Here is a 12158-nt window from a genome sequence, read left to right as displayed (position 1 = left end):
TATTTTTTTATCTATTCTTGAACTTTTCAATTCCATCCTTCAAACGTTTAACAGCATCTTCAACATTACTTCTTGGCGTAGCCAGATTCATTCTCAAGAAGCAGTTACCATTACCTTTATATTTAGTGCCTTCTGCCAAATACAAACCTGTTTCATCACGTAAAAATTGATTGAATTCATCCGACTCATCAGTTAACTCAACACAATCAATCCAAGCTAAATAGGTTGCTTGAGCAGGAAGAACTTTAATTTCAGGAATATTCTCACTAACAAATTTTTCCAAATATTCACGATTACCGGCAACGTATTTCTTCAAACCATCTAACCAGTCAAAACCTTTAGTATAGGCAGCAATTGAACCACTAATAGCCATAGCTCCTGGCTCATTCAGACCATCACTGACAATTCCTTGTTCAACTCTTTGACGAATATGCGCATTTGGAATAATCAACGTCGAAGCATGTAAAATTGCTAAATTAAAAGTCTTACTTGGTGAAACTAAAGAAATACTGTTCTTAGCAATTTCTGGGTCCAATGAAGCAAATGGTGTGTAATCATGACCCGGCATCATGATGTCACCATGAATTTCATCAGAAATTATTAAAACATCATGCTTTTTAGCAAGTGTACCAATCTTGGTCAATTCGCCTCGAGTCCAAATATAGCCCGTTGGATTATGTGGATTGCAGACGATCATCGAAGTAGTTCTAGGATCAGCCATCTTCTCTTCCAAGTCTTTCCAATTAATTGAATACTTCCCATCATGGTAGTCCAATTCACTATTTAAAATATGATGACCATTATTGTTTATCGCTTTATAAAATGAGTTGTAATTTGGTTCTTGTAACAAAACATTGTCACCAAAGTCAGTCACATGACGTAAAATTGAGCCAATCGATGGCATAACGCCGTTACTAAAGACTAACCAATCTAATTTCGGTTCAAAATTATGTTCACGCTTGTACCAACCAGCAACGGCTTGGTAATATTCCTCTGGCACATATTGATAACCAAAAATTCCATGTTCAACATCTTTTTTCATTGCTGTCAAAACTTCAGGAACAGTTTGGAAATCCATATCAGCGACCCACATAGGCAATTCATTTTCGCCAACGTTCCACTTACTGGAATTACTATGACGACGATCATTTATTTTATCAAAATCAAATGACATATTTTCACCCCTCAATTTATTCTTCAATTTGAATATATCATTAATTTCGTAAAATAGCATAGACGGTCACTTTTATAGAGGTAATTCTTAATTTTGGGTGGTGGTTAACTGCCGCCTTCCGCACAAAACCTGTGATGGACTGTATTTCAATGATTTCTAATTGGGATATAGTATTCTATTCATATTAAGTACTTAATTGTTTTAAAGTCTGGATAGATCGAATTCTAAAAATAGAAAAACAAAAAATCCCCGATTCTTTTGCCATTGTTGCCACTATTTAGAACGTGAAGAAACGCAATAACGTATTAGCATGCAAGCCACACTTTAGAATAGAAATCCTATTCCTAACCAAATGGAAAGCCAATAAAAAATAGAACCGTTATTCAGTCCGGAGCAACAGCTCTGGGAAATGCTCAGCCGTGAAATTCTACTTAGCGCTTTAGCGCTTACGTAGAAGGGTGAGCTTGAAGACAATTTCCGGTTTTGAAATTGGCTCCAAGTCACCCCACAGCGTTCCAGCGTTTCCCAGAGCTGTTGCGGAGGATGGCATACTACCCCAAAGAACCAAATCATTACTGTAAATTTAACTTTATTAATGGTATTTTAATTTTCTTAATGGCATAATAATAACAATTAATGGAGGGTTTTTATGCCAAAACTGTTTAGAAAAAAAGATATTGTTAAAGACCTATCAGAAGACAATGCTAATTTGAATCGAACTCTGACCGCCAAAGACTTAATCATTATGGGAGTCGGTGTCATTGTTGGTTCTGGTATCTTCATCACTCCCGGAATCATTGCCGCTAATTACGCCGGTCCTGGAGTTATTTTGACATACTTGTTAGCAGCGTTAGTTTGTATCGGAGCAGCTTTTTGTTACTCGGAGTTCTCTTCGACAATTCCTCTAGCTGGTAGTGCTTATACTTACTCATATTCAGTTTACGGCGAAATCGTTGCCTGGATCGTTGGTTGGTCGTTAGTTTCAGAATATTTATTTGCGGCTTCTTCAACCGCAGTCAGTTGGTCGGCTTATTTCCGAAATCTCTTGGCTGGTTTTGGAATCGAATTGCCAAAAGCACTTCAGTCGGCACATGGAACAGCTGGTAATACTCAAGGACGTTTTGATCTAGTAGCCTTTATCATCGTCTTAGTTGCAACGGTTTTACTTTTGCAAGGTCTGACGGAGTCGATGAAAGTCAATACGATCATGGTTTATGTGAAAATCTTCGTGATTCTACTATTCGTTTTGGTAACAGTTTTCTACGTGAAACCGAAAAACTATGATCCATTCTTGCCTTTTGGTGTCGGAGGAATCGGCCGTGGTGCAGCGGTCGCCTTTTACGCTTTCTTAGGTTTTGACGTGGTCTCCTCGGCTAGTGAAGAAGTTAAAAACCCCAAGCGTAACATGCCAATTGGAATTATTGCTTCACTTTTGATAGTAGCAATTCTTTACAGTTTGGTTTCGCTAGTGCTCGTTGGCGCGGTCAACTATAAACAACTGAATGTGGCCGATCCGGTGTCACACGCGCTAAATCTCCTAAACTTGAATTGGGTGTCAGGAATCGTTTCTCTTGGAGCTATCATGGGTATGACGACAGTGTTGTTGGTCGTAATCTATGGTGGTACCAGATTGATTTTCTCCTTGAGTCGTGATGGTTTACTTCCTCAAAGATTCAAAAATCTCAGTCGCCAAGGAGTGCCGATTGGTAGTACCTTTTTAGTTGGTTTAGTCGCCGCTACAGTTGCGGCTGTTGTTCCGATCGAGAAGATCACCGAATTGGTTAATATTGGTACTTTGTTAGCTTTTGCGGTGACTTCAATTGGCGTTATTTTCTTACGTCACAGTAAAAATACTAAAGATCTCAAACCAGCTTTTCGGGTTCCGTTTTATCCTGTTTTCCCACTGATTTCATTCGTTGCCTGTGTTTACTTGATGACACAGTTACAGAGTTTTACTTGGAAGATGTATGTTATTTGGACGGCTTTGGGATTAGTTATTTATTTCGGTTATGGGATTTGGCATAGTCGGGAGAAATGAGATTTTAGAGTATAGAAAAAGACCTGGAACTTTTGTGTTCTGGGTCTTTTTTTGGTGTTTTCTATTTTTTAATAACCATTGTTTCTGGCAATATAGCTAAAACGCGTTCCAGCCAACAGGAGTCAACATATAGCTACGCTTCCCAAATCGCCCGCAAGTTCGGCGAGCAATTCGTGAAATTACGTTATCCTCCGGGAGCTTACCGCCCCTGTTCCACGCTCTATTTTACTGAATAATTAGGTGCTTCCTTAGTAATAGTAACATCATGTGGATGTGACTCTCTTAATCCGGCATTTGAAATCTGTACGAATTGGGCATCTTGTAATTCTTTCAAATTATGTGCTCCAACATAGCCCATTCCGGAACGTAATCCACCTAACAATTGATAAATTACATCGCCAACGGCGCCTTTTGCGGCTACACGGCCTTCGATTCCTTCTGGTACTAACTTGTTAGCTTCGTTAACGCCACTTTGGAAGTAACGATCTGATGAACCGTGGGACATAGCGGCTAAACTTCCCATTCCACGATATGTCTTAAATCTTCTTCCTTGATAAATTTCAAATTCACCAGGGGCTTCATCTGTCCCGGCTAACATTGAACCAAGCATAACGGCGTTACCACCACCTGCTAGTGCTTTAACAATATCACCTGAATACTTGATACCACCATCGGCAATGATTGTCTTACCGTATTCATGGGCAACACTAGCTGCATCATAAACGGCTGTTAATTGAGGAACACCGACTCCGGCAACGATTCTAGTTGTACAAATTGAACCAGGTCCGATACCTACTTTGACGACATCAACACCAGCATCATACAAAGCCTTTGTACCTTCAGCTGTAGCGACGTTTCCGGCAATCAAAGTTGCTTCTGGGAACTTGTTTCTGATTTCAGCAATCTTTCTCAAAACTCCAGCAGAATGTCCGTGAGCTGTATCGATGATAATTGCATCAGCGCCGGCTTTTAACAAGGCTTTAGCACGTTCGAAAGTATCGCTTGTGACACCAACAGCGGCAGCGACCAACAAACGACCATATTTATCTTTAGCGGCATTAGGGAACTCTTTTACTTTTTCAATATCTTTAATCGTTACAAGACCGCCAAGACGACCGTCATTGTCAATCAATGGCAACTTTTCAATCTTGTGCTCTTGTAAAATTTGTTCAGCTTCTTTTAGGCTTGTGCCAACTGGTGCAGTGATTAGTTCCTCACTAGTCATCACGGTACCAATTTTCACTGAATAGTCAGCAATGAAACGTAAGTCTCTGTTAGTAATAATACCGACTAATTTTAGATCCTTAGTATTATTTACGATGGGAACACCACTAATACGATAGGTACTCATCAATTTCTCTGCTTCACTCACTTGGTCATCAGCTGTTAAATAAATTGGATCAATGATAACGCCGTTTTCAGAACGTTTTACTTTTGAAACCTCATCAGCTTGTTGTTCAACACTCATATTCTTGTGAATGACACCTAATCCACCTTGACGTGCCATTGCGATTGCCATTGGAGCTTCTGTAACTGTATCCATACTTGCACTCAAAATTGGTGTATTAAGCTTGATATTCTTAGCTAATTGAACTGATAAATCTACCTCATTTGGTAAAACATGACTCTCCGCTGGTATTAATAAAACGTCATCAAACGTGAATCCTTTTTTATCAAATTTTGTATCCCATGCCGACATGATATTCCTCCTAGATTTTTTGTTTGCCCCTATTAGGGTAAAATTTATACACATGTTATCTAATTTTTTCTAGATAGTCAATGCAAGTTGACGAAAAGAAAATAGGGTAATCGTTATAACGGTTACCCTATTCATACATTTTTATTGCAATTACTTTATAGTTCCATAAATTTTGTTTTTCCAAATAAAAATCAAAGCGTCGTTTCTTTAAGTACAATTTGTACAAAATAGTTTTGTTATTCTTCACAATGTAACCTTCGATCCGATGTAATTCGTGATCACAATTGCGGTTCAAATACTCAGCCGTTTTACTATCAACTGCTGTCCGAACCAGTTCAGCCTTATTTTGTAACGTCGTTTTACAAGCAAATTCCATTCTTTTACGAATTAAATCATGTATGACTAATAATATAATTATTACAATCATAACTAACAATAGTAAACCACCATATATTTCTGTAAGTTCCACACTAGAAACGTTCATAACACTCAACACTTTTATATTTATTTTAATTAAATACTATCATGATGATATTATCATTATCAAATACTGCGCTTACAACTTTTTATGTGGTAATATTTTTCTACAGACGTTTTAGAGTTCTTATTATTTATTAGTTGTTGTAAAATGCCGTCTTCCGCACAAGTTCTGTGATGGCTCAGCCGTCACAGAACTTGTACTCCAAACTAGATAGATAATTTTATTATTATCCTATTTGATTCAAAAATAATGAAGCTGTTTTTTTATAACTAAACTATGACAAGAACCTATTTAGGGGGAAATATATATGAAAAAATTGGTTAGGGACAAAATACCCGACATCATTCACGGTGATTTTAAGTTTGAAGTTCTTTCAAATGAAGACTATCGACTCTCTTTACGTGAAAAAATTGTTGAAGAGGCACAAGAAGTCAAAGCGGCTGACACTCGGGCAGGTCTAGTCGAAGAATTAGGCGATTTAGAAGAAGTTATCCGTGCAATTTTAGATGACGCTTCAATTACATACGAAGAAATGGACAGTTTACGCCAAGCTAAAATCAATCAAAAGGGTAAATTTGCCGAAAAATTTGTTATGATAAATACCAAAGAAGAATCCTAAACGGAGGCTTTTTTATTTAGGTAGTTTTTAATTGCCGCCCTCCGCACAAGCCCTGTGATGAGCTGGAACGCTGCCGGCGCAACTTTGAGCTTTTGCACAGTTCGCAAAATCTCAAAGCTTGGCCTTCTACATAAGCGCTAAAGCGCTAAGTAGAATTTGGCGGCTGAGTCATCACAGGGCTCGTGCTCCAGGCTAGATAACATCTTTTATAGATTATTTCGCTTAATTCAGAGATAAGAATAGTACTTTCTATTTTAAATAACCATACGTACTATATTTAAATAGAGATAGTTATTTCTTTAAGAATGGAAGAAAAACAAAAGATAGAACCGTTATTTAGTCCGGAGCAACAAACTCGCTTTGGCTCAGTGGTGAAATTATTCTTAGCAATTTATTGCTTAGAATAAGGCCGAGCTTGGAGACTTTTTCCGGTTTTGAAAAAGACTTCAAGTCGTGCCCACCACGTTCCAGCCAAAATCGAGTTTGTTGCGGAGGACGGCATACTAACACCACATAAAAATAGAAAGAAGATTATAATGCAAATCTTAACTTTGTTTGTCGTCGCATTAGTAGCTTTAGAACATATCGGAATCGCTGGTTTGGAAATGTTTGCCAAACCTGAACAACAGGCTAATGCCTTTGATATGCCACTAGATTTTGTCAAAAATCCACACGCCAAGGTAGCCTTAGCTAACCAAGGTATTTACAATGGTCTTTTAGGAATTTTAATTTTAATGATGATTCTCTTTTTCACAGGTACAACTCTTAAAATAATTTTGATCATGTTGATGCTTTACGTGATAATCGTCGCTGTTTACGGCGCTATAACGGCTAGCAAAAAAATTGTTTTTCTCCAAGGATTGCCTGCTTTAGTTGCTTTGATTTTGGTGCTCTTCTTTTATCGTTAATCAAAGTCTTCTATAATATAAGTAATTTTATAAAGAATGGATAAAAAAATGAAAAAAGATTCATTACTCAAAAGTTCACTCTGGATCTCGATCAGTGGAATCATTTCCCGAGTTCTAGCAGTCGTTTACATTATTCCTTGGAATATTTGGATTGGCCCCCTAGCAGTTAATGCGGCCAATGCGATGTACGGAAAAGTTTATAACATCTACAATCTTTTCTTGATTATCGCAACCGCCGGGATTCCGTCCGCAATTTCTAAAGAAGTTGCCGCTCACAATGCTTTAGGGCGTTACGATCAAAGTGAAAAGCTCTTTAAAAAATACAGTATCTATATGACTTTAGTCGGTATCGTCTGTGCTGCCGTGATGTTCTTCGGAGCAAAATATGTGGCAATTGTTTTGGCTGCCGGCGATATGCGAGTTGTAACGCCGATCAAATATCTTAGTGTCGCAATGTTGATCATCCCGGCTCTTGGTATTTTAAGAGGTTACATCCAAGGTTATGCTTTCATTTCCTACTCGGCTTTTTCACAAGTTATCGAACAAATTGCCCGTGTCACTTACATGCTTTATGCCACTTACACCATCATGATTTTGCAAAAAGGTAATTACGTTTCCGCCGTTAACCAGTCAACTCTAGCTTCATTTATCGGGGCAACTCTGGCTTATGTATTTTTACTTTGGATCAGAGTTAGAGTTAGAAAATCGACTACGATTGAGGATATCAAGACGAGTCCTGAACCAACTGAAACGAATCTTGATATTAATTTCAGTTCCATGTTACGCTCGGCTATTCCGTTTTTGTTAGTCGATACGATCATGACCGTTTTACAATTGTTTGACCAAACAACTTTCACTTGGATTTATCAATTAATTCTTCACGCTAGTGAAAAAACAATCGACAACTTGTACGCTATGTTTGGCTTCCAGGCTAATAAGATCATCATGGTCTTGGTATCGCTCGCCATTTCCGTATCAGCTTCAGTTATTCCAGCTCTTTCAGCAATGGTCAGCAAAAAAGCTTCCAATGAAGAAGTCCAAAACTTCATGCGTAAGATCGTCCAATTTACTTTCTTTATCATTGTGCCAGCCACTTTCGGCGTGATTGCTATTAGTCGTCAACTCTGGACTGCGTTTGTCTTTTATGACCAAAGTATTCTCGGTTCAAAAGTGTTGATTGTTTCTTGTTTCGAAGCGTTCTTCTACTGTACCTTCATGATTCTAGAAAACATTCTACAAGTTACACGCCACATGAAAAAATCGATGGTCTACTTAGCAATTGCTTACTTACTAAAGGTTGTTCTTCAACTGCCATTGACGCTTGCCTTGGGTGTATACGGACCTGTTACCGCAACCGGAATTTCCTTCACTATCATGAGTTACTTTGCCTTTAGATTGATCAACAAACAGTTCCAAATCATTGACCAAGTTCTGGCTAAGAAACTGATTCGCATCTTAATCGATGGAATCATCATGTTAGTAGTCGTTGGGGTCGCTAATTTCTTAGTCGTCAAAGTAATTTCTGACGCTACTAAAGTCGGTGCAATCATCGTCATTATCATCTGTGGAATCCTCGGCATACTCGTTTACGGAATCCTCAGTTACAAAGACGGTTCTTTGAAGATTATGAAAGAGATTCGTGATACTAAAATTTATTAATGTTATCTAAGGAAAGCTGCGGCTTTCCTTTTTTGATACAAATAGTCTTGTATAGAAGTATTCCATAATTTTTATTAACAAAAAAATTGAATTATACTGAAACTATATTCAAATTTGTTAGGACTGAAATTTTATGGCATACGAAAAGAAATTCATGGAACTAGCTGCAAAAGAAGCAGAAAAAAATGTAGGTACACAAGTCGGTGGCCCCTTTGGAACAGTCATCGTTAAGGATGGTCAAATTATTGCTAAAGGACGTAATCACGTTTTAATCAATCGTGACCCTTCAGCGCATGGCGAAATTACTACCATTCGCAAAGCTTGCCAAAAATTAGGCACCCACGACTTATCTGGTTGTGAACTTTACACCAATGCTTATCCTTGTCCAATGTGTTTGGGAGCTATCATCTGGTCTAATATCAAGACTTGTTACTACGGCAACACCGCTACCGATGCAAAAGACATTGGTTTCAGAGATGATTTCATTTATAAATTTTTAAATGACGGTTTAAAAGATAAAAAGGTTCTCGACTTAGAACAACATGACCGTGATATGACTATCAAAGCATTTGATGACTTTAAAAACGATACTTCACATACTATTTATTAAACATGAAACAGAGCGGGACATAACAGGGTCATTCGAGCATTAAGGCAAATAGCACCGGGTAATCAAAGAGCAATTACCCGGTGCTATTTGTTTTAAGAAGAAATTGCTATGTTATGTTCCGCTCTTTGTCTTCAGTGTACAAAAAAGTTCTAAGTAAAGAAATTAATCTTTACTTAGAACTAATCTTAGGTTGTTTAAATTAAAATTTTACAGCTTCTTTATCTAGTTTATACACTACAACAGACACATCAGTACTATTCTTGGAAACTACATTTAATTGTGCCTTATCAGCGTAAAACCTTTCAGTGAATGTTCTTTCTCCATTGTTAACAAAAATTTCAACCGAACTTGTATCGACAAATAAATGAAGCTCCAAATGATCACTTAAATTGACTGTGGCTTCTCTTTCACTATCTTTGCCACCTCTATTTAAAATCATTTTTCCATCAAAATATTTCAAGTCTAAAATCAAATTATCGTCGGAGTCTTTTAATTCAATTCCAGTCCCATTTAAATCACTAGAATCAAATGATAATAATGCCTCATATTGTCGATCATTATTAACAATTGTTTTTTCACCAATAAACGAAATATCACTATCTAGTAATTTTCGTTCACGTAGTCTTTCCAGTTCTTTGATAGGTCTCATTTGTAAAATATTATTTTCATAAATTAATTCTCGAGGAATAGTTAATGCACCGGCCCAGCCATCGTTACTTTCTGGCATCTCACTGCCCCACATATCCATCCAACCGATGACGATTCTTCTTCCGTCAGGTGTCAACGTTGTTTGACTAGCATAAAAATCGTGTCCGTTATCTATTTCAGAAAAACCACCACGTTGGTATTCATTTTTTTCATAGTTATACTTGCCAACCATATAACCAGTTTCATTTTCATTCTTGAATTTACCATTATCTTCAAGAATCCCCTGGGGCGACATTAGTAGAAAGTCAAAATCTCCTAGATGGAAAAAGTCGGGACATTCCCACATATAACCTTCCTTACTAATTTCAGAAGATTTAGTAACAGGTCCTACCAAATTCCAGTTAATCAAGTTTGGTGATTTATATAACAATACTCTACCTAATTCATCTTTACCTTGACTCCCTAAAATTAAATACCAAATTCCATTGTTATACCAAACTTTAGGATCTCTAAAATGTTGGGTATTATCTTCTGGCGCTTGAGCGATTATCGGATTATTCTCATACTTTTTAAAATTAATTCCGTCTTCACTAATGGCCAAATTTTGATTTTGCCAAAAATGATCAGGATTCCCATCACCAATATAATGATGTCCTGTGTAAATGAGATACATTTTATCGTTATAGACTACGGCGCTTCCTGAGAAACAGCCATCTTCATCTTCCTTATCTCCTGGAGTCAAAGCGATTGGCAGTGTTTCCCAATGAACTAAGTCCTTACTTCTAGCATGTCCCCAATGCATTGGGCCCCATTGTGCATCATTTGGATAGTGTTGGTAAAAAATATGATAATATCCCTGAAAATAACAAAACCCATTGGGATCATTGATCCATCCAGAAGGTGCCATAATATGATATCCCAATCTATATCTCATATTACTTAATTGTATTTTATCCTTTACATATTCTTTCATGATTATCTCCTTAATTTTGAACGTGCGCATTTGTAGAACTTGTATTAGCTAAAGATTCATTCCCTTTCTTCAACGTAAATACTGCAACAACAGCAAATACACAGACAAAGATACCTAAATATAAATAAGTCGTTTTAAATCCCAAAGTATCGTACATTTTACCAACTACTGAAGATAAGAGAATCGTTCCTATTTGACCGGAAAATTGATATCCAACTAGATAAAGGATTGACGATAATCTAGCCTCAAAATTGGCGTCTAAATATTTGAATACCGCTACTAATAGGATTGGTAATTCAAATGAGTGAATGAGTTTCATAAGTGAAATCAAAATTGGTCCATTAACTAATCCAGACCCTGTAATACGAAATGCCATTAAGAAACCGGCGACTAATAAAGAATTGCGTGCTCCTAATTTATTAACAATTTTAGGAGCCAAGAACATCATTCCAGCTTCCAGAAAAACTTGAAATGAGTTCAAATAACCGAACATCTGATTACCCAATTTAACCGTTGCAAACTGTTCCGCAAAGTATCTTGGAAATTGTTGATCATAGACTCCGTATACACAAGTAACACCTAAAACAAATACAATAAAGAACCAAAAATCTTTTAATTTGAATAAGTTAAAGACATCCTTAATTGACACTGATTCAGCTTTTTTAGCTTCATCATCAGTAACTTCAACTTTAGTTGTCAAAATAATCAGGAACATAATAATTGCGGCTACTGAAGCTATCCAAAAGTTATAACTAGGATTAATATTGAAAAGTTGTCCCGCAAAAAATGTCGTTACTGCCCAACCTAATGATCCCCACATACGTGAACGACCATATTCGAAGTTATATTTAAGACTGATTTTTTCGATATATGACTCAACAGCACCACACGATGCTAAATATCCAATACCCAAAAATAGTCCTCCGACTATTGCTCCTAAAACAACATTATATTTAAGCAATGGGCCATAAACGTAGATAAAGAATGGTCCAGTAAAAATCAAAATACCACTTAAATAAACAAGTAGATCTTTTCTAACACCGAGCTTATCTGAAATAAAGCCATACAATGGTTGCATTATCAGTGTAAAGGCAGCATTCACACCAAAAATTATTCCTGTCGCTTCACCGTCTAAATGGATTTCTTGTCCTAACCAGATAGCAAATAAAGAATAGCAAGCAGACCAACTTACAAAGAAAAAGAAGAAAAAAGCACTCAATTTAAAATATGCACTCTTACGCATTATGTAATTACTCCTCATCGTGTGTCAACCGGTTGACATTTAATTATAAAAAAATAAGCACTTAACAAAAATCATTGTAAGTGCTTTCACAGAATATGTCAACCGG

General features: G+C 37.0%; 10 protein-coding genes. 5 read left to right on the top strand and 5 right to left on the bottom strand.

Features of this window, described 5'->3' with window-relative positions:
- Positions 1 to 7: 7 nt before the first annotated feature.
- Entirely contained in the window at positions 8 to 1174 is a 1167-nt protein-coding gene (locus tag U8521_RS10005) for a MalY/PatB family protein (protein ID WP_334352622.1), read from the bottom strand.
- A gap of 649 nt (positions 1175 to 1823) precedes the next feature.
- Here U8521_RS10005 and U8521_RS10000 point away from each other — a divergent pair.
- Entirely contained in the window at positions 1824 to 3212 is a 1389-nt protein-coding gene (locus tag U8521_RS10000) for an amino acid permease (RefSeq protein WP_334352621.1), read from the top strand.
- Between the two features lie 220 nt (positions 3213 to 3432).
- Here U8521_RS10000 and guaB read toward each other — a convergent pair whose 3' ends face one another.
- Entirely contained in the window at positions 3433 to 4911 is a 1479-nt protein-coding gene (gene guaB, locus U8521_RS09995; protein WP_334333133.1) for an IMP dehydrogenase, read from the bottom strand.
- 127 nt (positions 4912 to 5038) lie between these two features.
- Positions 5039 to 5347, bottom strand: coding sequence for a hypothetical protein (locus U8521_RS09990; RefSeq protein WP_334333134.1), 309 nt, complete (start codon positions 5345 to 5347; stop codon positions 5039 to 5041).
- Between the two features lie 352 nt (positions 5348 to 5699).
- Between U8521_RS09990 and U8521_RS09985 the strand changes: the two genes are divergently transcribed.
- From U8521_RS09985 to U8521_RS09970, 4 genes are all read left to right on the top strand, one after another.
- On the top strand, positions 5700 to 6011 hold the full coding sequence (locus tag U8521_RS09985; protein WP_334333135.1) for a nucleoside triphosphate pyrophosphohydrolase: 312 nt from the start codon (positions 5700 to 5702) through the stop codon (positions 6009 to 6011).
- Positions 6012 to 6547: 536 nt separating this feature from the next.
- The gene (locus U8521_RS09980) at positions 6548 to 6919 is read left to right on the top strand and encodes a DUF1304 domain-containing protein (protein ID WP_334352667.1); all 372 of its coding nucleotides are present in this window, start codon (positions 6548 to 6550) and stop codon (positions 6917 to 6919) included.
- Between the two features lie 48 nt (positions 6920 to 6967).
- Complete coding sequence (locus U8521_RS09975) at positions 6968 to 8578, top strand: putative polysaccharide biosynthesis protein (protein ID WP_334352620.1); 1611 nt, start codon at positions 6968 to 6970, stop codon at positions 8576 to 8578.
- A gap of 133 nt (positions 8579 to 8711) precedes the next feature.
- The gene (locus U8521_RS09970) at positions 8712 to 9188 is read left to right on the top strand and encodes a nucleoside deaminase (protein WP_334352619.1); all 477 of its coding nucleotides are present in this window, start codon (positions 8712 to 8714) and stop codon (positions 9186 to 9188) included.
- A gap of 199 nt (positions 9189 to 9387) precedes the next feature.
- On the opposite strand, the gene U8521_RS09965 is transcribed toward U8521_RS09970, so the two are convergent.
- Complete coding sequence (locus tag U8521_RS09965; protein ID WP_334352618.1) at positions 9388 to 10809, bottom strand: glycoside hydrolase family 32 protein; 1422 nt, start codon at positions 10807 to 10809, stop codon at positions 9388 to 9390.
- 10 nt (positions 10810 to 10819) lie between these two features.
- Positions 10820 to 12052 carry an MFS transporter gene (locus U8521_RS09960; protein WP_334352617.1) on the bottom strand — a complete coding sequence of 411 codons (1233 nt, stop codon included), beginning with the start codon at positions 12050 to 12052 and terminating at the stop codon, positions 10820 to 10822.
- Between the last annotated feature and the right edge of the window lie 106 nt (positions 12053 to 12158).

The organism is Companilactobacillus miaonis, assembly GCF_036913615.1.
Taxonomy (GTDB): Bacteria; Bacillota; Bacilli; order Lactobacillales; family Lactobacillaceae; genus Companilactobacillus.
The sequence above is the reverse complement of the archived record's forward strand: the minus strand, read 5'-3'. Positions and strand labels throughout refer to the sequence as shown.

What these genes read in the sequence shown, in the direction of transcription:
- U8521_RS10005 (WP_334352622.1), bottom strand. Translation starts at nt 1,174, where the DNA reads ATGTCATTTGATTTTGATAAAATAAATGATCGTCGTCATAGTAATTCC.
- U8521_RS10000 (WP_334352621.1), top strand. Translation starts at nt 1,824, where the DNA reads ATGCCAAAACTGTTTAGAAAAAAAGATATTGTTAAAGACCTATCAGAA.
- guaB (WP_334333133.1), bottom strand. Translation starts at nt 4,911, where the DNA reads ATGTCGGCATGGGATACAAAATTTGATAAAAAAGGATTCACGTTTGAT.
- U8521_RS09985 (WP_334333135.1), top strand. Translation starts at nt 5,700, where the DNA reads ATGAAAAAATTGGTTAGGGACAAAATACCCGACATCATTCACGGTGAT.
- U8521_RS09980 (WP_334352667.1), top strand. Translation starts at nt 6,548, where the DNA reads ATGCAAATCTTAACTTTGTTTGTCGTCGCATTAGTAGCTTTAGAACAT.
- U8521_RS09975 (WP_334352620.1), top strand. Translation starts at nt 6,968, where the DNA reads ATGAAAAAAGATTCATTACTCAAAAGTTCACTCTGGATCTCGATCAGT.
- U8521_RS09970 (WP_334352619.1), top strand. Translation starts at nt 8,712, where the DNA reads ATGGCATACGAAAAGAAATTCATGGAACTAGCTGCAAAAGAAGCAGAA.
- U8521_RS09965 (WP_334352618.1), bottom strand. Translation starts at nt 10,809, where the DNA reads ATGAAAGAATATGTAAAGGATAAAATACAATTAAGTAATATGAGATAT.
- U8521_RS09960 (WP_334352617.1), bottom strand. Translation starts at nt 12,052, where the DNA reads ATGCGTAAGAGTGCATATTTTAAATTGAGTGCTTTTTTCTTCTTTTTC.